We start from the raw sequence: 26,263 nt of genomic DNA, 5'->3' as shown, positions 1-26,263 counted from the left end.
GCTCATTGTTCTTGCTCACTCTTTTCGGCTTGGCGCTGTTGCCAGAGTTGTTGAAATGTTGCGCCTTGTGGAGCAGGCATATTCCGCTGCTGAGTCCAGCCTTTGGCGAGCGGTAAGCGGCTCAAATGGCCGCGTTTTTTACCTGCAAAGGCCATGCTGCGCGCAGCCAATCCGGTGAGCAGGCGATAAAGCCGTGGCTGGCTGGCCAGTGCTGCCCAAAGGTTAATCCCCCAGCGTGTTGTGGTTGCTGTTAGCTGCTTTTGCCACTGCTTATTGCGCAATACCCGCATCATGTCAGGTAGCGGAATTTGCATTGGACAAACTTCTGCGCAGCGGCCATTTAACGTGCAGGCATTGGGCAGGTCGACTGTCTGCTCCAGGCTAGTGAGTTGTGGTGTCCAGATTGAGCCCATGGGCCCCGGATAGATCCAGCCATAAGCGTGGCCACCCACCCAGTTGTACACCGGGCAGTTGTCCATGCAGGCGGCGCAGCGGATGCAACGCAGCATCGGCCGGAACTCTCCGGCAAGCATTTCACTGCGACCGTTATCCAGCAGGACGACGTGGCATTGTTCGGCACCATCGAGTTCCTCGGCAGTTTTTACACCGCCATACAACGTGGTGTAGCTGGTTAGGGGCTGGCCGGTGGCGCTCAGGGCCAATAGCTGTAAATGAACCCCAGCGTCAGCTCGGCGTGGTAGGACTTTCTCTATGCTGGCGAGGACGATGCGTACTTTCGGCAAGATGCTGGTGAGATCGCCGTTGCCTTCATTGGTGACCAACACGTGGCTGCCATCTTCGGCAATCAGGAAGTTGGCCCCAGTAATGCCAACCTCTGCTTCAAGAAAACGCTTACGCAACAGGCGCCGGGCTTCGGCGAGCAAATCGGCGGGCTCACTGAGAAAGCCTTCACGGCCCAGGTCCTGATGGTGCTGGTGGAACAGCGTCTGCACCTGCTCCAGGGTCTTGTGGATAGCAGGGCCATTGATATGGCTCGGTGGTTCATCAGCCAGTTGCAGGATGTACTCACCAAGATCTGTTTCGTAGCGCTCGATGCCCGCGCCGGCAAGGGCATCGTTGATCCCCATTTCCTCGCCGATCATGGTTTTACCCTTGATCACGCTGCGTGCATTCGCCTGACGACAGATATCAAGCACGATTTGCTGCGCCTCTTCAGGCGTTTGCGCCCAATGCACCTGCGTGCCTTGTCGGGTGGCGGCGGCCTCGTAACGCTCCAAGTAGTGATCAAGGTGGGCCAGGGTATGGTCTTTGATCGTCTTGGCTTGAGTCCGTAAGCTGTGAAAATTGACCGTCGAATTGACTTGCACGCGAACATGGGCGGCAAAGTTACGGTTCTCGGCCATGGCAGCTTGTAGGTCGGGATCTTGCAGCGCCGCACGTGCGGCCGCTTTGAAATTAGCGGAGGAGAGTTGCATCAGTGCTTTCTCCCTCACCAATGGCCGGGCTATTGGTCATGCCTGCAAGCACTTCAGCCACATGGAATACCCGCACGGTTTTGCCTAAGCGGGTGAGGCGGCCACTGATGTTTAATAGGCAGCCGAGGTCGCCGCCGAGCAAGGTATCGGCGCCAGTTGCCTCGATGCTGGCGACTTTCTGGCTGGCCATCCGTGCAGAAATCTCCGGGTACTTGACGCAGAATGTGCCGCCAAAGCCGCAGCAGGTTTCTGCTTCCGGCATTTCTACCAAGTTCAGGCCTTTGACGTTGTTGAGTTGTGCTCGCGGTTGCTGCTTGATGCCCAAGTCGCGTAACCCAGAGCAGCTATCGTGATAGGTCGCAGTGCTCTGATAACTGGCTTGCAGATCGGTTTTGCCCATCACATCGCTGAGAAAGCTAATTAACTCAAAGCTGCGATCAGCCAGTTCTTGCGCCTGCGCCAACCAATGCGGGTCATCGGCAAACAATTGCGGGTAATGCAGTTTGACTTGGCTCATACAAGAACCGGAAGGGCCCACTACATAGTCGAAGGCTGCAAATGCGGTGATCACCTGACGCGCCATTGCTCGGGCCTGAGCAAAATTGCCACTGTTGAAGGCTGGTTGGCCGCAGCAGGTTTGCAAGCTCGGTACTTGTACCTCACATCCTGCATGTTCTAGCAGTTGGACGCTGGCGAACCCGATGCTAGGCCTATAAAAATCAACCAGACAAGTATGCATAAGCCCGACAAGAGGCTTGGTGTTAGGCGTGGGCATGTTGGCCGTCAGGGGTGAATAGAGTGATGATCGAGTCTATGTTATCGATAACATAGGTGTCAATTTAAGGCCCAAGGACACTCTACTCAGGGGTTTACACGGGCTTGATGTGCGCCGTAGCGACTTTATACCTTACTCTTGCTCGCGCCATTGCAGCAGCCATTGGGCGAAATGAACGACTTTGGGGTCGCGGTTGAGCTTGGGCACAACCACATAATATTCCCCACAGTTGAGTGGCGTTTGGCAGGCGATTTTAAGGCGCCCGGTATCGACTTCCTGAGTAACAAAGAAACGCGGCAATACAGTGGCTCCCAAGCCGTGGAGCGCGCCATCGAGGACGAATTGGAAATGCTCCAGGCGTTGTCCCGGTAACATTTCAATCTCTTTCTGGCTAAGCCCGGCGTCATCCAGCCAAAGCTGGGTGGATGACCTGAATTGCGGTGAGTGAGCCGCGTGGTGCAGAAGCGGGTAGCGCAGAATGTCGCGGCGCTCGATGATCTCACCGTGTTTTTCCAGCAGCTCCGGGGTGCAGACTGCAACCATCTCACCGCGCATCAGAAACTGCGAATCAAACTCCGGCCAGTTGCCGTCGCCGTAGAGAATGCCAACGTCATAACCTTCATGGCCATCATACAAACGGCGCAAGTCATTCATTATTTCGAGGTCGATCTCGGGGTGTAAGCGTGCGTAATCCCGGAGTTTCGGCAGTAGCCAACGGGTGGTGAAGGAGGGCTCGGCGCCGACGCGAAGATGTCCCGCATGGCTGTTGCGCACTTGATGAGTCGCTGCCTCGATCTGATCCAGTAGCAGGCTGATTTCCTGCACGTACTGCCGGCCATTGTCAGTAAGTTGCAGGCGCTGCTTGACTCGCTCGACCAGTGAGCAGCCGAGCATATCCTCAAGGTTTTTGATCTGCCGGCTGACTGCACTTTGCGTCAGGCTCAGCTCTTCCGCGGCCTTGGTCACGCTCATATGACGAGCGAAGGCCGAAAAACAGCTCAGGGAAATCATGCTGGGAAGTTGTCTGCGCACAATAGTTCATGACGTTATGGAATGACTTAGGCAAGAATAAGTCGATATTCGTCAACTCACAAGCCGCTTACTCTCGGCGCATAACATTAGCACGCAGCTGTATGCAGACCTCATGCGGTCAAATTACTGGTCGCAGGTTTTCTCAGCTCTGCCAAATCGCCTGAGGAGCTTCCATGCATAATAATTCGACTACCGAACAATCCCTGCGCACCGACTTGGCTGCCGCGTATCGATTGCTGCAACTTAATGGATGGGCCGATCAGGTGTTTACCCATGTTTCTGTGCGTCTGCCCTCGGCTGAACCGGCATTCCTGATCAATCAATACGGCCTGCTTCCTGAAGAGATCACCGCCTCCAATCTGGTCGGTATCGATGTCAACGGCAAGAAGCTTGATGCCAGCAGCCCTGAAGTCAATCCCGCGGGTTTCACCGTGCACAGTGCCGTTCATATGCAGCGCCACGATGCGGTGTGCGTGATGCATACCCATACACTTGCAGGCATGGGCGTTGCGGCGCTGGAGGAGGGGTTGTTGCCGCTTAATCAAACCAACATGGCCTTCTATAACCGTGTGGCTTACTACGATTACGAAGGGATCCCGCTGGACCTGGAAGTGCGCGAGCGAATCGTGGGTGCGTTGGGTAACAAGAACTGCGCAATCATGCGAAATCACGGCTTGCTCACTGTGGGTCGCAGTGTCGCTGAAGCCTATTTCTTTATGTTCTACCTGAACAAAGCTTGTGAAATTCAGCTTGAAGCAATGAAAGCCGGGCGCCCCTTGATTGTTCCCTCGGATGAAGACTGCGAATTGACGGCCCGTCAATTTGAGCATCCGGCTTATCACCAAGAGAGTGTCGATCTGGTCTGGCAGGCAGAGTTACGCCGCCTGGATCGTCTTGACCGCTCATTTCGCGATTGAACACAAACGCAATCTTGAGACTTTAACAACTAGAACTGCGTGCAAGCCAAGCAGCACCACAACTATAAAAAAGGTGACAACATGCTGGAATCAACCGAGACACAAACGCCATCAAGTCGACAGGGGGCGCCCCTGGGGCCCTATACCACCAAGCAACTGTTGCGTTTCATCATTCCAACGTTGTTTGGCGTGTTGCTGTTCCTGACGCCGCTGAGTATTGATGGGCGTTTCACCGTGATGATCGCGTTCATCATCGACTACGTAAACGATGTGCTTAAACCGATGATGGTGCCGGCCACCGTTGTTGTGGCGACGGTTCCTAGCCTCATAACGTTGTTAGTACGTTTTAGCCCACTGCGGAACAACCCGAATCGCTTCATTCAGCTGTTCAACCCCAGCCTGGCTTGGACAGCTGTGCGAGTTATCGGCGCGGTGCTGATGTTCATGGTCTATTTCGAGGTGGGTCCCGAGTGGATCTGGAGCCGCGATACTGGCGGGGTCATGCTCTATGACGTTGGTCCAGTGGTACTGGCGATTTACCTGCTTTCAGCCATTTTACTGCCGTTGCTGACTGACTTTGGCCTGATGGAATTTATCGGCACATTGGTCAGTCGCGTGTTTGAAAAGCTGTTTGGCTTGCCAGGGCGTGCTGCGGTTGACTGCGCTGCATCGTGGCTGTCAGCGTCGAGCGTGGGCATTATGCTCACAACCCAGCAATATCGGGGTGGTTTCTATACCAGCCGCGAAGCCTGTGTAATTTCGACCAACTTCTCGATCGTATCCATCGCTTATTCCTATCTGCTACTCAAGCTGATCGGCATGGAACACGTGTTTATTCAGTGGTATCTGTCGGTGGCTGTTACCGGGATTATCTGCGCCCTTATCGTGCCAAAACTGCCGCCATTGCGTGGCAAGCTCAATAGCTATGAGCCAAGTGTCGGTAAGCAGTTGGTGACGGATGACGACAAGAGCCAAGGCTTGTTTGCCCTCGGCCTGAGTCGCGCAATCCAGCGTGCAGAAAAAGCCAGCAGCCCGCTGGAACTGATCAAGCAAGGTGTGCACATCAGCGCTGATATCGCGATTTCGGTTTATCCGGCGATGATGTTGATCGGTTGCGCGGGGTTGGCACTGATCAAATACACCACTGTGTTTCACGTATTGTCGATGCCGCTCGTGCCTTACCTGGAGTTGCTGCAAATTCCACAGGCCGCAGAGGCAGCCCCTGCACTGCTGGCTGGGATTGTCGACAGCATTATGCCGTCGATCCTGGCTTCCGGGATCGAAAGTGAAATCACTCGCTTTGTGCTGGTCGGTGTTGCCGTCACCCAGATCATTTTCTTCACTGAAGCCGCGATCATTTTGATTCGCGCTAATTTCGGTTTGAAGCTCCACGACTTGCTGGTGATCTACATCCTTCGGGTGCTGATTTCCTTGCCCGTTCTATCGCTTATGGCGCACTTGGTGCTGTAACTCAAACTTCTGTCTTTGATGCTCCAGCGTTTGTCCCGCAGCTGGAGCATCTTTTTAATTCGTAGAGAATAATCCGCCTGTTTCGAGGTTCATTCGATGGCCAAGTCCGATAACTTCCTTTCTTCCAACATCCCCGGCGCACTCGGTGCTGCTGAACTGGTACTGATAAACGGGCGCATTTATACCGTTGATAATCAGCAGTCGTGGGCTGAAGCGGTCGCAATCAAGCACGGCCGTTTTGTGGCGGTGGGCGATTACCAAAGCGTGGCGCCGTTTATTGGCGAGCAAACCCGGGTCCTGGATCTCAAGGGGCGCTTTGTAATGCCCGGCTTGTACGACATGCACACCCATCCTGATCTGGCGTTGGCGCCGGGTTATTCCGGTGATCTGGCAATTGGTCTGGATGATCCGACGCCTGAACAGGTCAAACAGTCAGTCCTTGACTACGCCGCAGCCAACCCCGGTGACGGCTGGGTCTATGGCCAATATTTCGTGCGCTACACCTTCAAGCAAGCAGGCTTGGTGGCGGACCGTGAGTGGCTGGATAGCTTTATGCCGGATCGCCCGGTGGCGATTCTTGATCGCTCCTGGGGTTGCATGATGGTCAACTCCAAAGCGCTGGAAATGGCGGGTATTGATGCTGAGACCATGGACCCGCGTCACGGTTATATCGAGCGTGACAGCATTACTGGCGAGCCCACGGGGATATTAGTTGACGGTGCCTACGCGCTGATTCACGCCGCCATGCCGCCAACCCCGCAACATGCATTGAAGCGTGCTTACCGTGAAGGCGTGCAGTTCCAGAGTGGCCATGGTGTGGTTGGCACCAAGTATGTGCATGTTTGCGAGCATCGTCTCAATGCGCTGAAATCGATCGATCAGGCTGGTGAGCTGACGGTGCGTGTGGAAGCGGCAATTAGCTGGCAGGACGACATTTTTCCGGTCAAGCGGCGTTGGGAGTTGCTGGCAGGTGAGCGGCATTTCTATCGCAGTGCCAGGCTCAATGCCAACGCGGTGAAGTTTCACTTTGACGGCACCCATGAATCGCGTTCGTCTTATCTGTCGAGCGCCTGGCCCGGCGAAAGCAGTTGGCGCGGCCACCTAAACCTGACGCCTGAACATATCAGCGACATGGTTGTAGATATGGATCGCAAGGGGGTGCGGGTGATTGCCCATTGCACCGGTGATGGCGCTTCTGACTTGTTCCTTGATGCCGTGGCCGAAGCGCGTCGGCGCAACGGTGACAGTGGAGTACGTCATCAGTGTGCGCACAGCACCACTTTGCTCGATGCAAACTTGCCGCGCTTTGCTGAGCTGCAGGTGACGGCTGAGTTCTCTCCGGTTGGCTGGTTCCCATCTTCCTTTGCTAATGCCCGTGCCGTTTTTGGTGAGGATCGCATGCAGCGCGCCTACAACTTCAAAGGTGTTTTGGAGGCCGGTGGAGTTGCGGTGATGGGCACTGATTGGCCGGTTTCCAGCATTAATCCGTGGATTGGCTTTGAGGCGATGATTACCCGCGAGAATCCATTTGGTGATGTAGACGGTTGCTTCTATGGCAATCCGATCACCCTGGAGCAGGCTATTCGGGTAATGACCATCAATGGCGCCTGGTGCATGGGGATTGATGACAAGGCCGGTTCGATCGAAGTGGGTAAGTCGGCTGATTTGATCGTGCTCGATCGCGACCTGTTCGCGCAGAGCCCCAAGGGCAACATCCATAACACTCAGGTGCAATTGACGGTGCTCGAAGGTGAAGTGATGTGGGACCGCTTGGGTGAGTTCGATGACACCGATCATGCGGCGATCTGGCAGGGTGAATTACCTGACTTTTGATGGATATCAGCAAGGCTGGAAGGCCTTGCTTAACAGCGTTGAGGCTTAAGGCTTATGAACAGAAGACAGAGCATCCCGGTGACTATTGTTTCCGGCTTCTTGGGTGCAGGTAAGACCACGCTGCTCAATCGCATACTCAATGGTGATCATGGGTTGCGCATGGCGGTGATGGTCAATGATTTTGGTGCGATCAATATCGATAGCCAGCTTATCGTCAGCCAGACTCAGACCACCGTAAGTCTTACCAATGGCTGCATATGCTGCACCGTGGAAAGCGATTTGATCGAACAGTTAAGCCGCCTGCTGAGCAGTCGCGAGAATCGTCCCGAATACATCGTGATTGAGGCCAGTGGCGTATCCAACCCCCAGAAAATTGCCAATACCTTGCGTTACCCGCAATTTCGCGACGCTCTGAATATCGACAGTATTGTCACTGTGGTCGATGCAGCTCAGTTCGAGGGGCTCAAGGGGGAAATGGCTCAACTGGCCATGGATCAGCTCGATGCCGCAGACATTATTGTGCTCAACAAGATCGATCAGGTCAGTGATGAGCAGGTCACAGCTTTGCGCTCGCGCTGGCTGTACCCGAATGTTCGCTTGCTGCAAGCCCAGCACTGCGATGTGCCGCTCGAATTGATATTGGGAGTAGGGCGCCTGAGTGTTGAGCCTAAGCTCAAACCGGTGACCTCGGCTAGCGTGTTGGGGGGAGCTGTAGCTGAATCTAATCATGGGTCAGTTTTTGCGACCTGGAGCTGGCAATCAGATCAACCTCTCTCGCTGACAGCGTTGCGTCAGACGCTAGCCGCCTTACCTGCGAATATTTATCGGGCCAAAGGCATCTGCTACATCGCAGAAGCACCCCAGCAGCGCAGCGTGCTGCACTTAGTTGGCAGTCGAAGCGAGATCAAACTTGCCGAAGACTGGCGTGATACCCAGCCTTACAGCCAGCTGATTGTTATTGGTACGCATGACGCGATCAATCCGGCGAGCCTGCAAGCTGCATTTGAAAAGTGCATCGCATAGCCATTTGCTAGACCGGTAGGGTGGTTGATGCTTTTTCAGCCACCATTTACCGCTCCGAAAATCCAGCTGAGTATTCCAATCTTGGGTTGTTGAGCGCTTGACCTCTGGTGGGCAAGCTTCGCGTTGCCACACCCTACGGAGGCATGAATCTGTAGGGTGGTTGACGCTTTTTTCAACCACCAATCTTGTTCGAGGGTATCAGCGGATATGAAAAAGGGACGCCGAAGCGTCCCTTTTCATTTTACTGAGTAGCCTCAGACTTGCGGCTTATGCGCATCATCAGTCTGTTGCTCTTCAGTTTTTTCAGCTTCTTTGGCTTCTGGTTCAGCTGCTTCAGTCACCTCTGGTGCTTCAACAGGAGCAGGCGCCTCGGCTGGGACTTCGACAACAACCGGAGCCGCTTCGGCAGCTTGAGCAGCCTCACGGGCCAAACGCTCTTCTTCGCGTTTGCGGCGACGAACTTCGCGAGGGTCGTTTGGTGCGCGGCCATTGCTTGGGACGACTACCGGTGCTGGCGCAGGCGTTTCTACTACTGGCTCAGCAGCAGGTTCAGCTACTGGAGCGATTGGCTCGGGAGCTGCAACCTCTGCAACTGCCTCACTAACCTGTTCAACTTTGGCTTCAACGACTGGCTCAACAGTTGGTTCAACAGTTGGTTCAACAGTTGCTTCAACAACTTCAACGACTTCAGCAACAGGCTCAGCTTTTGGCGTTTCAGGCGCGACTGGCTCAGCTGCAACTTCAGGTGTTGGTTGAGCGACAACTGGCTCGGCAACTTCTGCAGGTGCTGCTTCTTCAGCTTTTACCTCTGCCGGAGTGGCTTCGGTTTCGGCTGCAGGGGCTTGTTCTGCATATTGCTTGCGGCTTTGACGCTGCGGTGCTTCAGTTTGAACTTCAGGTTGAGCTTGAGCTTCGTCGCTTGCGGATTCAGCAGCAGGTTGAGCGGCTTCAACAGCCTCAGCAACGGCAGCACTGGCGATTACAGTAGCAGCTACGGCTGTTGTTTCTTCGCTGTTTTCATCTGCATTTTCAATCACATTGCCGTTTGCATCACGCTGACGCTCACGACGATTGCTGCGACGACGCTGACCGCGTGAACGGCGACGTGGGCGCTCGTTCTCGTTGTTGTCTTGATCATCATCCTGAGTATTCTCAGTGCTGCTCAGCTCTTCATCTTCAGTCGCTGCTGCAGTTTGCTCCTTGCGCGGTTGACGCTCTTCGCGTGGCTGACGCGGTTGGCGCGGCTCGCGTTGTGGGCGCTCGTTGGCAACTGCTTCACCGGCGTTTTCGCTCGGAGCATCCAGCGGCTCGCGCAGTTCACGTACTTGACGCTCTTCACGCGGCTTGCGCTCGCGAGGTGGGCGCGACTGACGGTTTTCCTGCGGTTCACGAACTTCTACAACTTCGCGTGGTTGACGCTCTTCACGTGGTGCGCGCTCTTCACGCGGCTGGCGTGGTTGGCGTTCTTCACGTGGGGCACGTTCTTCGCGCGGCTTACGCTCTTCGTCGCGACCGTCACGACGGCCACCACGGTTGCGGTTTTGCTGGCGGCCATTGCGACGTTCATCGTTACGCGCAGGGCGCTCAGACTTCTTCTCAATGACAACGACTGGTTTTTCTTCTTCCTTGGTCGCAAACAAGCTCACCAGCGACTTGACCAGGCCTTTGAACAGGCTTGGCTCAGGAGCAGTGACAGGCGCAAGGGTTTCGGTCGGCGTTGGTGCCGAGCGAGGCGGGGCCGCTTTGATTGCAGCTTCCTGGCGAACCAGAGTGCGGGTGCCGCTTACTGGTTTCTCTTCTTCAACTTCAGTGGTGGCCATTTCATAGCTGGACTGAGTTGTTTGCGCTTCCATGCTGTCGTCACGCAGACGCTGTACTTCGAAGTGCGGCGTCTCGAGGTGATCGTTCGGCAGAATGACGATGCGCGCACGGGTGCGCAGTTCGATCTTGGTGATCGAGTTGCGTTTTTCGTTAAGCAGGAAGGCGGCAACTGGAATCGGCACCTGAGCGCGAACTTCAGCAGTGCGGTCTTTCAGGGCTTCTTCTTCGATCAGGCGCAGGATTGCCAGCGACAGCGACTCGACATCACGGATGATGCCTTGGCCGTTGCAACGCGGACAGACAATACCGCTGGTTTCGCCGAGTGATGGACGCAGGCGCTGACGCGACATTTCCAACAGGCCGAAGCGTGAGATACGACCCACTTGTACGCGGGCGCGGTCAGCTTCAAGTGCTTCGCGGACTTTCTCTTCAACAGCGCGCTGGTTTTTCGCCGGCGTCATGTCGATGAAGTCGATAACGATCAGGCCGCCGATGTCACGCAGGCGCAGTTGGCGCGCGATTTCTTCAGCTGCTTCAAGGTTGGTCTGCAGGGCCGTTTCTTCGATGTCGCTGCCTTTAGTGGCGCGCGCCGAGTTGATGTCGATCGAGACCAGTGCTTCTGTTGGGTCGATGAAGATCGAGCCGCCGGAAGGCAGTTTCACTTCACGCTGGAAAGCAGTTTCGATCTGGCTTTCGATCTGGAAGCGATTGAACAGGGGAACACTGTCTTCGTACAGCTTGATCTTGCTTGCGTACTGCGGCATCACTTGGCGGATAAAGCTCAGGGCTTCTTCCTGCGCTTCAACGCTATCAACCAGAACTTCACCGATGTCTTGGCGCAGGTAGTCGCGGATGGCGCGGATGATGACATTGCTTTCCTGGTAGATCAGGAATGGCGCAGCGCGGTCTTGCGAGGCTTCTTTAATAGCGCTCCACAGTTGCAGCAGGTAATCGAGGTCCCACTGCATTTCTTCGCTGCTGCGGCCGAGGCCGGCGGTGCGAACGATCAAGCCCATGTCTACTGGAGCGTTCAAGCCGTTGAGGGCTTCGCGCAACTCGTTACGCTCTTCACCTTCAATGCGACGTGAGATGCCGCCAGCTCGAGGGTTGTTCGGCATCAGTACCAGGTAACGACCGGCTAAGCTGATGAAGGTGGTCAGGGCTGCGCCCTTGTTGCCACGCTCTTCTTTTTCAACTTGAACGATAACTTCCTGACCTTCGCTCAGCACATCTTTGATGTTGACGCGGCCGTCGGGAGCTTTTTTGAAATACTCGCGGGAGATTTCTTTGAGGGGGAGAAAACCGTGACGTTCTGAGCCGAAGTCGACGAAAGCGGCTTCGAGGCTTGGTTCAACGCGGGTGATACGGCCTTTATAGATGTTGGCCTTTTTCTGTTCCCGAGCGCCAGATTCAATGTCTAAGTCATAGAGGCGTTGGCCGTCGACTAGAGCAACACGCAACTCTTCGGGTTGAGTCGCGTTAATCAGCATTCTTTTCATGTAGTACCGTCGGTTTCCGTTGCATCGGAAGCGGCGTTCGGCAAACACGACTTTCAGAGTCGGTGTTAGGCGCGTCAGAAACGGTTGTAAGGCGTTTCATTGTCGAGCGACGGTCAGCCAATTGTGCTGGGCCGCGACAGACGTCTCCTGCTCGCTGTATGTGACAGTAAGCACTAAGTCAGGAGGAGGAATCAGCAGATGGTAGCGGACGAGATAAGGCGTCTTGATAAAGCTCATTGCTACGCAAACCAGCTGCTGTACATCTCCACCTTACACGTATCGCTGAAAATCCTGTGCCGCTCGCAAAATCCGTAGCGGGTTGGCTATTACCGCAACTCTCCAAAGGGGAAAGTTGCGCATCATTATGTTTGAGGCTTTATTTCCGAATTCTTCGAGGGCCTTAAAAGGCCTATCTAGCTCTGAAGAACCCGTCGGACGGCCTTGCGTCCAAAATGGGTTGCGTTGGTTGGGATGGCAATTTAGCGATCATCTCCGAACCAGACCGCTTTTGGCGGCATTCGCGACTATAACAGCAATGATTAAGTGCTTCAAATCCATAAAAATTGTTATCATTGCGCAATGACAAATCCTTCCCCTCCAACCTCCGGCGTTCAGCTGATTGAGGTTGCGCCGGAACTTGCCGGCCAGCGCATTGATAACTTTCTGCGCACCCAACTAAAGGGTGTGCCAAAGACATTGATTTACCGCATCTTGCGTAAAGGCGAAGTGCGGGTAAATAAAGGTCGGATCAAGCCTGAATATAAAATCCAGGCGGGCGATATCGTCCGTGTACCGCCGTTGCGGTTGCCTGAGCGTGATGAGCCTGCACCTTTGGCTCAAGGCCTGCTTGAGCGTCTTGAGGCGTCCATTGTTTATGAAGACAAAGCGCTGCTGGTGATCAACAAGCCCGCAGGCATTGCGGTGCATGGTGGCAGTGGCCTCAATTACGGTGTGATCGAGGCGTTCCGCCAGCTGCGTCCAGATGCCAAGGAGCTTGAGCTGGTGCATCGGCTTGACCGCGATACCTCGGGTCTTTTGATGATCGCGAAAAAGCGCAGCATGTTGCGCCATCTGCACGAAGCCCTGCGCGGCGATGGTGTTGATAAGCGCTACATGGCATTGGTGCGTGGTAACTGGCCTGCGGCAAAGAAGTCGGTCAATGCACCGTTGCAAAAGAGCAACCTGCGTTCTGGTGAGCGCATGGTTGAGGTCAACGATGAAGGCAAAGAAGCGCTGACGCGTTTCCGTGTGCTGCGCCGCTTTGGCGAGTTTGCCACCATTGTCGAAGCCAAGCCGGTAACGGGGCGGACCCACCAGATTCGTGTGCATGCGCAGTACGCTGGGCACTGCATTGCCGGGGATACTAAGTACGGTGATGACGACTTCAGTCGTGAAATTCGTGAATTAGGCGGCAAGCGACTGTTTTTGCACGCTTATGAGTTGGTTGTGCCGCTGTTAGACGGTGGCGAGTTGAGGCTGTCTGCCCCGGTTGACGAGGTCTGGGCGCGGACCGTGGAGCGTTTGAGTGCCTGATTACCGCTTGCTGATTTTTGATTGGGACGGAACGCTGGTTGATTCGATCGGCCGTATCGTTGAAGCCATGCACCGTGCATCTGATGCCTGTGGTCTGGTTCGCTGCACGGACACCCAGGTCAAAGGCATAATCGGCTTGGGTTTGCCGGAAGCTATTGCAACGCTGTATGGGCACCTTGATGGTGCTGCGATTCAGGCATTTCGCGGTGTATACAGTACGCAATATCTGGAACTTGAGGCTGAGCCGTCGCCCTTGTTTGCTGGGGTTGAAGAATCGCTTGAGGCATTTCGTCAGCAGGGCTATTTACTGGCTGTGGCAACTGGCAAAGGTCGTCATGGTCTACAGCGTGTGCTCCAGGGTCGCGGTTGGACTGATTATTTTGATGCAACCCGCTGCGCAGATGAAACAGCGAGTAAGCCGCAGCCATTGATGCTTGAGCAGTTATTGCGTGAGTTTGATCTGCCGGCAAGTCAAGCGCTGATGGTGGGCGACTCTGCGTTTGATTTGCAGATGGCGCACAATGCAGGAATGGATTGCGTGGCTGTGGGCTATGGCGCCCAGCCATTAGACGTTTTGCGTGGGTTTAATCCGACGCTGGCGATTGAAGAGTTCATCGAACTGCGCCGCTGGCTACAAACGTGCGCAGGTAGTCAACGAGTTGAGGTAGGCAGTTATGTCGGATGAGTGGAATTTGCCTGAGACGGGCGACGCTAAGCAATCCAAGGAAGATGAAAAAAGTTGGAAGCTGTTAGAAAAAACCTTATTGGCTGGCGTGCAAGAGCAGCGTCGGTCGCGTCGTTGGGGGATTTTCTTCAAGTCGCTGACATTTATCTATCTGTTCGTTGCGTTGGCGCTGTTCTCGCCAATCTTCAAGCTCGGCAAGGGTGCTGTAGATTCCGGTACTGCTCACACTGCCTTGATCGAAGTGCGCGGTGTGATCGCTGACAAGGAAGCGGCCAGTGCCGACAATATTGTTGGCAGTCTGCGCGCCGCATTTGAGGATAAAAACACCAAGGGTGTGGTTATGCGCATCAACAGCCCGGGCGGTAGTCCGGTGCAGTCGGGCTACATCTATGACGAAATCAAGCGTCTGCGCGCTAAGCATCCGGACGTTAAGTTGTATGCGGTGATCAGTGATATTGGTGCTTCCGGTGCCTATTACATCGCCAGTGCTGCGGATGACATCTACGCCGACAAAGCCAGTCTGGTAGGTTCTATCGGGGTTACGGCGACCAGCTTTGGTTTTGTGGGGCTGATGGACAAGCTCGGGGTGGATCGTCGCGTATACACCTCAGGTGAGCACAAGGCCTTCCTTGATCCGTTCCAGCCGCAAAAAGCTGAAGAAACACAGTTCTGGCAGGGCGTGCTTGATACGACTCACCAGCAGTTTATCGATAGCGTGAAAAAGGGCCGTGGTGATCGACTCAAGGTTGCCGAGAATCCGGACTTGTTCTCCGGCTTGGTCTGGTCTGGCGAGCAGGCTCTTAAGCTCGGTTTGATCGATGGCCTGGGCAGCGCAAGCTATGTTGCGCGCGATGTCATCGGCGAAAAAGAGCTGGTCGACTTCACTGTGCAGGATTCGCCGCTAGACCGCTTCGCCAAGAAGCTTGGGGCGAGCGTGGCGGAAGATCTGGCGTTGTGGATGGGTTTTCAAGGGCCTGCTTTGCGTTAGTCGCGGCGCTTGATATCCAGCAAAAAAGCCCGGTTTTCCGGGCTTTTTAGTCTCTGGCGCTTTATTCAGCCTGTGCAGGAGGGTGGATAAGGCTTTTTTATCCGCCGTTTAACTGGCCGATTGATAAAGCAGTGCTCTCAAGGGATTTGCCAGCCTTCGTTGTGAAGCATGTCGACCAGGCGAATCAGCGGCAAGCCAATCAGGCTGTTGGCGTCAGTGCCTTCGGTGCTGCGAAACAGGCTCACGCCCAAGCCTTCAGCTTTGAAACTGCCGGCGCAATCGAGCGGCTGTTCCACCTCAAGGTAGCGCTGGATCTGTTCTGCGCTCAAGGTGCGAAAATGCACGGTAAACGGCACGCAATCGACCTGGTGCTGACCGGTAGCGCTATTGAGCAGGGCGAGCCCCGTCAGGAAGGTCACGCTTTTGCCGCTGGCGGCGCTAAGCTGGCTGAAGGCGCGATCCATGCTGTGTGGCTTGCCAAGTACCTGCTGGTCCAGCACAGCAACCTGATCTGAGCCAATGATCAGGTGCTGTGGTTGGGCGCTGCTGAGCGCCTGAGCTTTTTCCAGGGCGAGACGCTTAACCAGGTCTACCGGTGTCTCGTCGGGTAGGCGGCTTTCGTCAATGTCGGGCGAGTAGCAACTAAACTCGATATTAAGGCGGCTCAACAATTCGCGGCGATAGGGCGAGCTTGAGGCGAGAATCAGTGGCAGCATGCGGTGTCCTGTTGGGTTTCAGGCTATTTAAGAGGTGGCAATCAAGTAGTCGAGGCTGAAAAGTCTAATATAAAGGCTGAAGAGGCTGCTGTTTTATCGACAGGCTTGGCGTCTTGCGCCGTTGGTTACTTGCTGTAATTGTTGGTTTTATGGGGTGGCAGGGGTCATTAATGATGGTTGCCGGTCGTTTGTAGAGCAGATAGGCCTAATTTCCTTTGACAGGTACGGGTCTCGTCCCTAGAATGCGGCGCCTATGTCGAATGGACCGATTCCACCTCACGTTGATCCGCGTAAGTTAGCAGATCGCACTGCCACCCTTGAGGGTGAGATTGCGCTTGCAGATTTACAAAGGCTCTGTAGCCCGCTTGCCGCTAACGACGGCATGGTGCGCGCGAAGTTTTTCTTCGAGCGTGACGAGCGCAATGCTGTGGTTTTCCACAGTGAGCTTGAGGTTGATGTCAAAATGGTTTGCCAGCGTTGTCTGGAACTGGTCGCTCTGCCGATCCAAAGCGCATGTGATTACGCTGTGGTGAAAGAAGGTGCGAATACCCAGTCTGTGCCGCAAGGCTATGACGTGCTGGAGTTGGGTGAAGATCCTTTGGATCTGCTTGCGCTGGTTGAGGATGAGCTTTTGCTTGCCTTGCCCATTGTCCCAGCTCATGACCCTGATGATTGCCAGCAGCCGGGAGGGCTCGATGAGCCTGAACCGAGCGAGGACGAGGTAAAGCGGTCCAACCCGTTCAGTGTATTAGCACAGTTAAAGCGTGACCCAAACGTTTAGGAGTTAATTAGTATGGCTGTTCAGCAGAACAAAAAATCCCGTTCCGCCCGCGATATGCGCCGTTCACACGACGCCCTCGAAGGCAACGCTCTGTCCGTTGAGAAGAGCACCGGTGAAGTTCACCTGCGTCACCACGTATCGCCAGAAGGCGTATACAAGGGTCGCAAAGTGATTGATAAGGGCGCTGACGAGTAATCTTGTCCGCTCCAATCATCGCGATTGATGCAATGGGTGGGGACTTCGGTCCTCACTGCATTGTTCCGGCAAGTATCGCTTGCCTGCAGAAATACCCCTCGCTGCACCTGGTCCTCGTCGGCCAATCCCCTGTTATTCAACGTCTGATTGATCAGCATCCTGATATCGATCGCTCGCGCCTGAAAATTGTTCATGCCAGTGAAACGATTGCGATGGATGAGTCGCCTGCGCAGGCTTTGCGTAATAAGCCGGATGCCTCCATGCGTATTGCTCTTGATCTGGTCAGTGCGGGTCAGGCTGATGCCTGTGTCAGTGCGGGTAATACCGGCGCTTTAATGGCTCTGTCACGCTATGTGCTTAAAACTTTACCGGGGATCGATCGTCCGGCGATGATTACGGCGGTGCCGACCGAGCGCGGCGTTTGCTACTTGCTTGATCTGGGCGCCAACGTTGATTGCTCGGCAGAAAACCTATTGCAGTTTGCAGTAATGGGTTCTGTTGCGGCTGAAGCCCAGGGGGTTCGCATGCCGCGTGTAGGCTTGCTTAATGTGGGTACCGAGTTAATCAAGGGTAATCAGCAGGTGAGGGCGGCCGCAGCGTTACTGCAACAGCATGCTGAGCTTAATTATGTCGGCTTTGTTGAGGGCGATGGTCTCTATCGCGGCGTGGCTGATGTGGTGGTATGTGATGGGTTTGTCGGCAATATAGTGCTCAAGTCCAGTGAAGGATTGGCTAGCATGATCTCTGGGCGCATTAGTGATTTATTCGCGCGTAACATGCTGAGTCGTGCGCTGGGGCTTATGGTTTTGCCGCTCTTGAAGCGCTTGCAAAGCGAGCTCGCGCCTTCGAAACATAATGGTGCGAGCTTGTTGGGTTTGCAGGGAATTGTTGTTAAAAGTCATGGTGCGGCAGATGATGCAGGCTTTCAGAGTGCAATTCGCCGAGCTTTGACGGAGATCGAAGAAAATCTACCGCAGCGATTACAGGGTCGTCTTGACGATCTGTTGCGTTAGAATGTGACTGCACTGGATGCTCGGACATCCAAGCGACAGCGTGTTGTGCACAGACGATGTTCTGCGCCAACTTACCCGACGTTAAACAACACTAGGGATCTGTTTAAATGTCTGCATCCTTCGCATTCGTCTTTCCAGGTCAAGGCTCACAGTCCTTGGCCATGCTGGCTGACCTTGGTGCCCAGCAAAAAGTCATTATCGATACCTTTGCCGAGGCCTCCGCGGCGCTTGGTTATGATCTCTGGGCGCTGACTCAGCAAGGCCCGGAAGAGCCACTCAATCAAACTGACAAAACCCAGCCTGCGATTCTTACTGCTTCGATTGCCTTGTGGCGTCTGTGGTTGGCTGAGGGCGGTGCTAAGCCGGCTTTTGTCGCTGGGCACAGTTTGGGCGAGTATTCGGCTTTAGTCGCCGCAGGCAGCCTGACGCTGGCCGATGCTGTGAAGTTGGTTGAGCATCGCGGTCAGTTAATGCAGCAAGCGGTACCTGCAGGTCAGGGCGGTATGGCGGCGATTCTCGGTCTTGAAGACGCTGACGTACTGGCTGCCTGTGCAGAAGCTGCGCAGGGTGATGTGGTCAGTGCAGTGAACTTCAATGCTCCGGGTCAGGTGGTTATTGCCGGTAGTGCTGACGCTGTAGCGCGCGCTATCGATGCCTGCAAGGCGCGTGGTGCCAAGCGTGCCATGGCGTTGCCGGTCAGTGTTCCGTCTCACTGTGCATTGATGCGTCCTGCAGCTGAGCGTTTCGCTGCGGCGGTTTCGGCAATTGACTGGCAGACGCCGCAGATTGCATTGGTGCAAAACGTCAGTGCGGCAGTTGTGGTTGACCTTGAAGTGCTCAAAGCTGACCTTTTGGCGCAGTTGTACAGCCCGGTGCGTTGGGTTGAATCGATGGTTTGCCTGTCTGAGCAAGGTGTCACTGATCTGGTTGAATGTGGCCCGGGTAAAGTGCTTTCGGGTTTGAATAAGCGCTGTGTGAAAGGTATCAATACCCACAATCTGGAAACCCCAGACGCTTTCGCTGCTGCACGTGCGGCGTTGGCCTGATTGAGGAAATGAGTATGAGTTTGCAAGGTAAAGTTGCACTGGTTACCGGCGCGAGCCGTGGTATCGGCCAGGCTATCGCCCTTGAATTGGGTCGCCAGGGCGCTGTTGTGATTGGTACTGCGACGTCTGAGTCGGGCGCGGGTCGTATCACTGAAACACTAAAATCCAACAACATCGAAGGCATCGGTATGATGCTCGATGTTTGCAATGACGAATCAGTCAGCGCCGTGCTGGAAAATATTCAGAAACAGTTCGGCCAGCCGTTAATTCTGGTCAACAATGCCGGCATCACCCGTGACAATTTAATGTTGCGGATGAAAGACGACGAATGGTTTGATGTCATTGATACCAACCTCAACAGCCTCTATCGCTTGTCGAAAGCTGTTTTGCGGGGTATGACCAAGGCGCGTTTTGGTCGTATTATCAATATTGGCTCTGTAGTAGGTGCCATGGGCAACGGTGGACAGGTAAACTACGCTGCCGCCAAAGCGGGACTTGAAGGTTTTGGTCGCGCGCTGGCACGTGAAGTAGGTTCGCGTTCGATTACAGTGAACGCAGTGGCGCCAGGTTTTATCGATACTGATATGACCCGTGAATTGCCGGAAGCACAGCGTGAAGCATTGCTAACACAGATTCCGCTGGGCCGTTTGGGGCAGGCACAAGAGATTGCTAATGTTGTCTCTTTCCTTGCTTCTGATGGCGCAGCATACGTCACAGGGGCTACTATCCCTGTGAATGGCGGGATGTACATGAGCTAAATGTGACGGCGGTCTTCAGAAAACTGTCATAGGTTTTGTCTAAAATCCGTTATAAATATGCAACAGGTTTATAGACAGATCGTTGAAGTGTTTTTTGGGGGCATCCCTGCATTCAGCTTGAAATGCTAAAAACCCTTTATATACACTTGGCCGCACAGACAAGCTGCCTGGATTTGTCCAACTAGGAGTGAAAATACGGTATGAGCACCATCGAAGAACGCGTCAAGAAAATCGTTGCTGAGCAACTGGGCGTAAAAGAAGAAGAAGTAACCAACAGCGCTTCCTTCGTTGAAGACCTGGGTGCCGACTCTCTTGACACCGTTGAGCTGGTGATGGCTCTCGAAGAAGAGTTCGAAACCGAGATCCCGGACGAGCAAGCTGAGAAGATCACCTCTGTTCAGGAAGCTATCGATTACGTTACCGCTAACGCCTAACGTTTATCGTCGGTTACCCGATTAGAAAAAGCCGTACGGTCTTTATGTCCGTGCGGCTTTTCTTTAACTGGCTGTTGTTAGCCTGATTTTGGATTGCAGCGCGTAAATGCATGGCTCGACCTGCACTGCAATACGCGAAGCCTTCACTGTGCTGTATATCTGCAAAGTGATTGAGTGTTTATTACACTCGCGTAGGCTGCAACCGTGCGTTGTAAAACAGAACAAAGGAGATTGCTGTGTCGCGTAGACGCGTCGTAGTTACCGGTATGGGCATGCTGTCGCCGCTGGGTAACGATGTGCCGAGCAGTTGGCAGGGCATTTTGGCCGGACAAAGCGGTATTGGCCTGATCGAGCATATTGATCTTTCTGCTTATTCCACCCGTTTTGGTGGTTCGGTTAAAGGCTTTGATGTCGAGCAGTACTTGTCTGCTAAAGAGGCGCGCAAGCTCGATTTATTCATTCAGTACGGTTTAGCGGCCAGTTTTCAGGCAATGCGTGACTCCGGCCTGGAAGTCGCAGATGCAAACCGTGAGCGCATTGGTGTGGCGCTGGGTTCAGGTATTGGTGGTTTAACCAATATCGAGAACAGCTGCAAAGTCCTGCTGGAGCAAGGCCCACGGCGCATTTCGCCGTTCTTTGTGCCGGGCTCGATTATCAATATGATTTCTGGTTTCCTGTCGATCCACTTAGGCCTGCAGGGACCCAATTACGCCATTGCTACGGCCTGTACCACCGGTACCCATTGCATCGGTATGGCAGCGCGTAACATCGCTTATGGCGAGGCTGACGTAATGCTTGCTGGCGGCGCTGAAATGGCCGCATGCGGTTTGGGCATGGGCGGCTTTGCTGCGGCGCGTGCACTGTCAACGCGTAACGATGAGCCAGCCAAGGCCAGCCGGCCATGGGATGTGGATCGTGATGGTTTTGTTTTGTCTGATGGCGCCGGAACATTAGTGCTTGAAGAGCTTGAGCATGCCAAGGCGCGTGGCGCTCACATTTATGCCGAACTGATTGGCTTCGGTATGAGCGGTGACGCTTTCCACATGACCTCTCCACCGGAAGACGGTGTTGGTGCGGCGCGCTGCATGGCGAACGCCGTGCGTGATGCTGGTTTGAACCCGGATCAAGTGCAGTACATTAACGCCCACGGTACATCGACGATGGCTGGTGACAAGGCTGAGATTGCTGCGGTCAAGTCCGTTTTCGGTGATCACGCCTACAAGCTCAGTGTCAGCTCGACCAAGTCAATGACCGGTCACTTGCTTGGCGCTGCGGGCGCTGTAGAGGCAATCTTCAGTGTGTTGGCTATTCGCGATCAAGTTGCGCCGCCGACCATCAACCTCGACCAGCCGGATGAAGGTTGTGATCTGGATTTGGTGCCACACACAGCTAAAGAAATGCCGATTGATGTGGTGCTGTCCAACTCCTTCGGTTTTGGCGGCACTAATGGCTCGCTGGTGTTCCGCCGGTTCAACGATTGATGTTGAGCTGGATCGACGGTCGCCCTGATGAGTTGCTGTCGATCAAGGATCGCGGCTTGGCTTACGGCGATGGTTTGTTTGAGACTGTCGCCGTAACCGCCGGTACTCCGGTGTTGCTTGAACGTCACCTGAGTCGTTTGGCTCAGGGCTGCGCTCGCCTGAGTATCGCGCTTGATCAAACACTTCTGCGTGACGAGTTGTTGGCGTTCAGTGCGGCGCTGGGTGACGGCGTCGCTAAACTGATCATCACCCGCGGTGATGGCCTGCGTGGCTATGCGCCACCACACGCTGCGCTGCCACGGCGTATTCTGCAAGGTTCCGCAGCCCCTAAGTACCCGCCTGAAAATGCCGCGCAGGGCGTGCGTCTGTTTGCCTGCGCTACGCGTTTGGCAGAGCAGCCGTTGCTCGCCGGGCTGAAGCACCTCAATCGCCTTGAGCAGGTGTTGGCACGTGCCGAGTGGGATGACCCAGCTTATGCGGAAGGTTTGATGTGCGATGCCAGTGGTCGCGTGGTTGAGGCGGTCTACAGCAATATTTTTATGCTCAAAAATGAACAACTGTTCACACCTGACTTGACGCGTTGCGGCGTTGCCGGAGTGATGCGCGCTGAGTTGCTGGAACAGGCCGCGCAGTTGTCGATCCCTTGCACGGTGGCAGATATCAGCCTCAACGATCTGCGCAGTGCTGACGAGGTCTTTGTTTGTAATAGTGTTTATGGCGTGTGGCCGGTACTAGAACTGCTCGATAGTCGCTGGCTGGCTGGGCCTATGACCCGTAAACTGCAGGCAATTGCTCGTGATTTATTGGATAGCTAATTCGTGATACGCAAAATATTGCTGTTTCTTGAAGTCTGTGTGGTGCTGGCAGGCCTGACATTCGCTGTGGCTGCTTGGCAACAACACACGGCTTTGCAGCAACCGCTGCAGCTCAGCCAAGAGCGCTTACTCGAAGTGCCCAAAGGTGCTACGCCGGGTGGTGTGCTTAATCAGTTAGAGCGCGAAGGGGTTATTGATAAAGCCTTTTGGTTGCGATTGTATTGGCGCTTCAATCTGCGCGGAGAACCCCTGCACAGCGGCGAATACCGGCTACTCCCTGGGCAGTCGGTGCGTGACATGCTCGGCTTGTGGCGGCGCGGAGAAGTGGTGCAGTACAGCCTGACCTTGGTCGAGGGCTGGAACTTCCGTCAGGTTCGTCAGGCTCTGGCGCGTCAGGATGCGTTGCAGCAAACCTTGAGTGAAGTCACTGACGAGCAGCTGATGGAGCGCTTGGGTGAGTCGGGAATGAACCCGGAAGGGCGCTTCTTTCCTGATACTTACCGCTATGTGCGCGGCATGACCGATTACGAGTTACTTAAACAGGCGAATACGCGTTTACGACAAGTGCTCGATGAGGAGTGGCAAGCTCGCGCTGCTGATCTGCCTTACAAGGAACCCTATGACGCTTTGATCATGGCGTCGATGATCGAAAAAGAAACCGGTGTGCCGCAAGAGCGTGATGAAATCGCGGGGGTGTTTATCCGCCGCCTGGCGATTGGCATGCGCCTGCAAACGGACCCTACGGTTATCTATGGTATGGGCGAGCGTTACAAGGGACGGATCACCCGCGCCGACTTACGCCGGCCGTCGCCGTATAACACCTATGTGATCGATGGCATGCCGCCAACGCCGATTGCCATTGTGGGCCGTGAAGCCATTCATGCAGCCTTGCATCCGGCGTCCGGTAAAAGTTTGTATTTCGTCGCCCGTGGCGACGGTAGCCATGTATTCTCCAACTCCCTTGAGGCGCACAACAGGGCGGTACGTGAGTATCAAATCAAGCGTCGTGCGGATTACCGTTCCAGCCCTGCGCCGGTTCCAACCCATGATCAAAAGGACAGCCAGTGAGCGGTTTGTTTATTACCCTTGAAGGCCCTGAAGGTGCAGGCAAGAGCACTAATCGCGACTATTTGGCCCGTAAGCTCGAAGAGCAAGGTTTAGAGGTCGTACTCAGTCGTGAACCTGGCGGTACGCCGCTGGCCGAGCGGGTGCGCGAGTTGCTGTTGACGCCCAATGATGAGCCGATGGCTGCTGACACCGAATTGCTGTTGGTATTTGCCGCGCGAGCACAGCATCTCGCCCAAGTGATTGCGCCTGCACTGGCGCGTGGCTGTGTAGTCTTGTGTGACCGCTTTACTGATGCGACCTATGCCTATCAAGGCGGCGGCCGAGGGTTGTCTGAAGCGCGAATTAGCCAGTTGGAAAACTTTGTTCAAGGCGATTTGCGCCCAGATCTCACTTTAGTTTTTGACTTGCCGATTGAGGTCGGATTGTCCCGTGCAGCAGCGCGTGGCCGACTGGATCGCTTCGAGCAAGAAGGCTCGACCTTCTTCAATGCGGTGCGTCAGACGTATCTGGCACGTGCTCAGGCGGCACCTGAGCGTTATCGCATCGTTGATGCTGCGCAAACACTGGAGCAGGTACAGGACGCTCTTGACGCATTGCTGCCAAGTATTCTGGAGCTGAGCCGTGGCTGAGGTCTACCCTTGGCAAGACCAGCTGTGGCAGCAGTTGGCTGGGCGCACTCAGCATGCGCATGCCTATTTGCTGCACGGCGCGCCGGGTATTGGCAAGCGCGCTCTGGCCGAACGTCTGCGCGCACGCTTGTTGTGTCAACGCCCACAAGGTCTTGATGCCTGTGGCGAGTGTAAGTCGTGTCACCTGTTGGCGGCGGGCACTCATCCTGACTCGGCAGTGCTTGAGCCTGAAGAGTTTGATAAGCCGATCAAGGTCGATCAAGTACGCAGTCTGGTTAACTTTTTGGTTCAGACTGCACAGCTCGGTGGCCGCAAGGTTGTGTTGGTGGAACCGGCTGAGTCGATGAACCTGAATGCCGCCAATGCTTTGCTCAAAAGTCTTGAAGAGCCGTCCGGTGACACGGTTATTTTGATGATCAGTCATCAGCCAAGTCGTTTGCTGCCGACAGTCAAGAGCCGCTGTGTACAGCAGGCTTGTCCGTTGCCGAGCGAGGCAATGAGTTTGCAATGGCTGGCCCAAACATTGCCCGATAACAGTGCTGAAGAACGTGCTGAGTTGCTTTGTTTGGCTGCCGGTTCGCCATTGGTGGCCGTGCGTATGCAAGAGCAGGGCGTCCGTGAGCAGCGGGCACAGGTTGTTGATGGGGTTAAAAAGCTGCTTAAACAACAGGTGGCCGCGAGCCCGTTGGCTGAAAGTTGGAACACGGTGTCTTTGCAACTGTTGTTTGACTGGTTCTATGATTGGTCGCAGTTGATGTTGCGTTATCAACTGACTCAAGATGAAGCGGGGCTGGGTCAGGCGGATATGCATAAAGTTGTGCAGTACATGGCTGGCAAGAGTTCGCAGGCGAATGTGATAAAAATGCAGGACTGGATCTTGCTGCAGCGGCAAAAAGTTATTGCGAAAGCTAACCTTAATCGTGTGCTGCTTCTCGAAGCCTTACTGGTACAGTGGGCAAGCTTGCCCGGACCGGGCTAGAATCGCCGACTAGTCTTAAAAAAATCAGGAATGCCGCATGAGCTTGCCACCTAACCTGGGCCCGCGTAATGGAATCTTGTCTCTGACCATCAAAGACAAGTCCGTGCTCTATGCCGCTTACATGCCTTTCATCAAAAATGGTGGGTTGTTTATCCCGACCAACAAAAGCTACAAGTTGGGTGATGAAGTATTCATGTTGCTCAATCTGATGGATGAGCCTGAAAAAATTCCAGTTGCCGGTAAAGTCGTTTGGATCACTCCAAAGGGCGCGCAGGGAAACCGTGCAGCCGGCGTTGGCGTGCAGTTCAATGACGGTGATAACACCGCGCGCAACAAAATCGAAACTTACCTGGCGGGTGCGCTTAAATCGGATCGTCCGACGCACACCATGTAAGCAGATTGCCCGCACATGCTATAACGCAAAAGGCCGCATTGATTGCGGCCTTTTGCATTCACTCTATTTGCTGAAGATTATTGGGTTTTTATGTTGATTGACTCGCACTGCCATCTCGACCGTCTGGATCTTGGCGCTCATAACGGCTCGCTCGATGCCGCACTTGATGCTGCGCGGGCGCGTGGAGTCGGCCACTTCCTATGCATCGGTGTAAGCGCAGATAACGCTGCTGCGGTGAAAGGCCTGGCTGATCGCTATGACGATGTTGATTGCTCGGTCGGTGTGCATCCGCTGGACTTGGAGCCGGGCGCAACGCCAGCAATGGACTGGCTGCTCAGTGAACTTGAGCATCCGCGCGTAGTTGCCATTGGCGAGACGGGCCTTGATTATCACTACGAGCCAGAAGCCGCTGAGTTGCAACAAGCGTCGTTTCGTCTGCATCTGGAAGCGGCTCAAGCGACCGCCAAGCCAGTCATTGTGCATACCCGAGGTGCCCGCGCAGATACCTTGCAACTGTTGCGTGAGGCTGCATTGCCGCAAGCCGGAGTGCTGCACTGCTTTACTGAAGACTGGGACATGGCCAAGGCCGCGCTGGATCTGGGCTTTTATATCTCATTGTCGGGGATCGTCACTTTCCGCAATGCCGATGCACTGCGTGAAGTCGCTCGCCAGGTACCGGTTGATCGTTTATTGGTTGAGACTGACTCGCCGTACCTGGCACCGGTGCCTCATCGCGGCAAACCGAATTTGCCGGAGTACGTGCGTGACGTTGCTGAGTATTTGGCGGTGTTGCGTGGCGTCAGTTATGAGCAGCTTGCCGAGCAGACCTCGAACAACTTCAAACGCTTGTTCCCGCTGGCGCGAGTAGGCTGATAGCGGCACAAATCCTGGGCAAAAAAAACCCGGGTTCTGGGGGGTGAATCCGGGTTAAGACCATTAGGA

Annotated in this window: 25 protein-coding genes; 20 read left to right on the top strand and 5 right to left on the bottom strand. The window is 54.7% G+C overall.

Annotation, left to right across the window (positions count from 1 at the left end):
* Window positions 1-2: 2 nt before the first annotated feature.
* The 3 genes from B9K09_RS13180 to B9K09_RS13170 form a co-directional block, all read right to left on the bottom strand.
* On the bottom strand, window positions 3-1,436 hold the full coding sequence (locus tag B9K09_RS13180) for a lactate utilization protein B (RefSeq protein WP_087517253.1): 1,434 nt from the start codon (window positions 1,434-1,436) through the stop codon (window positions 3-5).
* Window positions 1,417-2,175 carry a (Fe-S)-binding protein gene (locus tag B9K09_RS13175; protein WP_371917462.1) on the bottom strand — a complete coding sequence of 253 codons (759 nt, stop codon included), beginning with the start codon at window positions 2,173-2,175 and terminating at the stop codon, window positions 1,417-1,419. The genes B9K09_RS13180 and B9K09_RS13175 overlap by 20 nt, the downstream gene beginning before the upstream one ends.
* Window positions 2,176-2,343: 168 nt before the next feature.
* Window positions 2,344-3,243, bottom strand: coding sequence for a LysR substrate-binding domain-containing protein (locus tag B9K09_RS13170; protein ID WP_256574018.1), 900 nt, complete (start codon window positions 3,241-3,243; stop codon window positions 2,344-2,346).
* 173 nt (window positions 3,244-3,416) lie between these two features.
* On the opposite strand from B9K09_RS13170, the gene B9K09_RS13165 reads away from it, so the two are divergent.
* The 4 genes from B9K09_RS13165 to B9K09_RS13150 all read left to right on the top strand — a co-directional run bounded on the left by B9K09_RS13165 (window position 3,417) and on the right by B9K09_RS13150 (window position 8,486).
* Complete coding sequence (locus B9K09_RS13165; RefSeq protein WP_087517250.1) at window positions 3,417-4,160, top strand: class II aldolase/adducin family protein; 744 nt, start codon at window positions 3,417-3,419, stop codon at window positions 4,158-4,160.
* 81 nt (window positions 4,161-4,241) lie between these two features.
* On the top strand, window positions 4,242-5,630 hold the full coding sequence (locus B9K09_RS13160; RefSeq protein ID WP_256574017.1) for a YjiH family protein: 1,389 nt from the start codon (window positions 4,242-4,244) through the stop codon (window positions 5,628-5,630).
* A gap of 96 nt (window positions 5,631-5,726) precedes the next feature.
* Entirely contained in the window at window positions 5,727-7,463 is a 1,737-nt protein-coding gene (locus B9K09_RS13155) for an amidohydrolase (RefSeq protein ID WP_087517249.1), read from the top strand.
* Window positions 7,464-7,517: 54 nt separating this feature from the next.
* Window positions 7,518-8,486 carry a GTP-binding protein gene (locus B9K09_RS13150; protein ID WP_087517248.1) on the top strand — a complete coding sequence of 323 codons (969 nt, stop codon included), beginning with the start codon at window positions 7,518-7,520 and terminating at the stop codon, window positions 8,484-8,486.
* 254 nt (window positions 8,487-8,740) lie between these two features.
* Here the strand turns inward: B9K09_RS13150 and rne are convergent, their stop codons facing one another.
* Complete coding sequence (gene rne, locus B9K09_RS13145) at window positions 8,741-11,806, bottom strand: ribonuclease E (RefSeq protein ID WP_087517247.1); 3,066 nt, start codon at window positions 11,804-11,806, stop codon at window positions 8,741-8,743.
* A 579-nt stretch (window positions 11,807-12,385) separates the two neighbouring features.
* On the opposite strand from rne, the gene rluC reads away from it, so the two are divergent.
* From rluC to sppA, 3 genes are read left to right on the top strand one after another with little or no spacing between them, the layout of a single operon-like run.
* Complete coding sequence (gene rluC / locus B9K09_RS13140; RefSeq protein ID WP_087517246.1) at window positions 12,386-13,339, top strand: 23S rRNA pseudouridine(955/2504/2580) synthase RluC; 954 nt, start codon at window positions 12,386-12,388, stop codon at window positions 13,337-13,339.
* Window positions 13,332-14,024 (top strand): HAD-IA family hydrolase, encoded by a 693-nt coding sequence (locus tag B9K09_RS13135; protein ID WP_087517245.1) that lies wholly within the window; start codon window positions 13,332-13,334, stop codon window positions 14,022-14,024. Before rluC ends, B9K09_RS13135 begins: the two co-directional genes overlap by 8 nt.
* Entirely contained in the window at window positions 14,014-15,012 is a 999-nt protein-coding gene (gene sppA, locus B9K09_RS13130) for a signal peptide peptidase SppA (protein WP_087517244.1), read from the top strand. Before B9K09_RS13135 ends, sppA begins: the two co-directional genes overlap by 11 nt.
* Window positions 15,013-15,149: 137 nt before the next feature.
* Here the strand turns inward: sppA and B9K09_RS13125 are convergent, their stop codons facing one another.
* On the bottom strand, window positions 15,150-15,728 hold the full coding sequence (locus B9K09_RS13125; RefSeq protein ID WP_087517243.1) for a nucleoside triphosphate pyrophosphatase: 579 nt from the start codon (window positions 15,726-15,728) through the stop codon (window positions 15,150-15,152).
* A 253-nt stretch (window positions 15,729-15,981) separates the two neighbouring features.
* On the opposite strand from B9K09_RS13125, the gene B9K09_RS13120 reads away from it, so the two are divergent.
* The 13 genes from B9K09_RS13120 (at window position 15,982) to B9K09_RS13060 (ending at window position 26,194) form a co-directional block, all read left to right on the top strand.
* Complete coding sequence (locus tag B9K09_RS13120) at window positions 15,982-16,509, top strand: YceD family protein (RefSeq protein ID WP_087517242.1); 528 nt, start codon at window positions 15,982-15,984, stop codon at window positions 16,507-16,509.
* Window positions 16,510-16,521: 12 nt separating this feature from the next.
* Window positions 16,522-16,704: a 50S ribosomal protein L32 gene (gene rpmF / locus B9K09_RS13115; RefSeq protein ID WP_010488930.1), complete on the top strand. Its 183-nt coding sequence runs from the start codon at window positions 16,522-16,524 to the stop codon at window positions 16,702-16,704.
* Between the two features lie 2 nt (window positions 16,705-16,706).
* Window positions 16,707-17,717, top strand: a complete 1,011-nt coding sequence (gene plsX / locus B9K09_RS13110; protein ID WP_087517241.1) for a phosphate acyltransferase PlsX — start codon at window positions 16,707-16,709, stop codon at window positions 17,715-17,717.
* A 107-nt stretch (window positions 17,718-17,824) separates the two neighbouring features.
* Window positions 17,825-18,763, top strand: coding sequence for an ACP S-malonyltransferase (fabD, locus tag B9K09_RS13105; RefSeq protein WP_087517240.1), 939 nt, complete (start codon window positions 17,825-17,827; stop codon window positions 18,761-18,763).
* A 14-nt stretch (window positions 18,764-18,777) separates the two neighbouring features.
* Complete coding sequence (gene fabG, locus B9K09_RS13100) at window positions 18,778-19,521, top strand: 3-oxoacyl-ACP reductase FabG (RefSeq protein ID WP_087517239.1); 744 nt, start codon at window positions 18,778-18,780, stop codon at window positions 19,519-19,521.
* Window positions 19,522-19,721: 200 nt separating this feature from the next.
* The gene (gene acpP, locus B9K09_RS13095) at window positions 19,722-19,955 is read left to right on the top strand and encodes an acyl carrier protein (RefSeq protein ID WP_010488922.1); all 234 of its coding nucleotides are present in this window, start codon (window positions 19,722-19,724) and stop codon (window positions 19,953-19,955) included.
* A 236-nt stretch (window positions 19,956-20,191) separates the two neighbouring features.
* Window positions 20,192-21,436 (top strand): beta-ketoacyl-ACP synthase II, encoded by a 1,245-nt coding sequence (gene fabF / locus B9K09_RS13090; RefSeq protein WP_087517238.1) that lies wholly within the window; start codon window positions 20,192-20,194, stop codon window positions 21,434-21,436.
* A complete protein-coding gene (gene pabC / locus B9K09_RS13085) occupies window positions 21,436-22,251 on the top strand; it encodes an aminodeoxychorismate lyase (protein ID WP_087517237.1) in 816 nt (271 codons plus the stop codon). The genes fabF and pabC overlap by 1 nt, the downstream gene beginning before the upstream one ends.
* 3 nt (window positions 22,252-22,254) lie before the next feature.
* Complete coding sequence (mltG, locus tag B9K09_RS13080; protein WP_087517236.1) at window positions 22,255-23,319, top strand: endolytic transglycosylase MltG; 1,065 nt, start codon at window positions 22,255-22,257, stop codon at window positions 23,317-23,319.
* Window positions 23,316-23,948, top strand: a complete 633-nt coding sequence (gene tmk / locus B9K09_RS13075) for a dTMP kinase (RefSeq protein ID WP_087517235.1) — start codon at window positions 23,316-23,318, stop codon at window positions 23,946-23,948. The genes mltG and tmk overlap by 4 nt, the downstream gene beginning before the upstream one ends.
* Window positions 23,941-24,927 carry a DNA polymerase III subunit delta' gene (locus B9K09_RS13070; protein WP_087517234.1) on the top strand — a complete coding sequence of 329 codons (987 nt, stop codon included), beginning with the start codon at window positions 23,941-23,943 and terminating at the stop codon, window positions 24,925-24,927. The genes tmk and B9K09_RS13070 overlap by 8 nt, the downstream gene beginning before the upstream one ends.
* A gap of 37 nt (window positions 24,928-24,964) precedes the next feature.
* Window positions 24,965-25,321: a PilZ domain-containing protein gene (locus B9K09_RS13065; RefSeq protein WP_003245164.1), complete on the top strand. Its 357-nt coding sequence runs from the start codon at window positions 24,965-24,967 to the stop codon at window positions 25,319-25,321.
* 90 nt (window positions 25,322-25,411) lie between these two features.
* Window positions 25,412-26,194, top strand: coding sequence for a TatD family hydrolase (locus tag B9K09_RS13060; RefSeq protein ID WP_087517233.1), 783 nt, complete (start codon window positions 25,412-25,414; stop codon window positions 26,192-26,194).
* The last annotated feature ends 69 nt before the right edge of the window (window positions 26,195-26,263 follow it).

Source organism: Pseudomonas sp. M30-35, assembly GCF_002163625.1.
Lineage (GTDB): Bacteria > Pseudomonadota > Gammaproteobacteria > Pseudomonadales > Pseudomonadaceae > Aquipseudomonas.
This window is presented reverse-complemented; position numbering and strand designations above follow the sequence as displayed.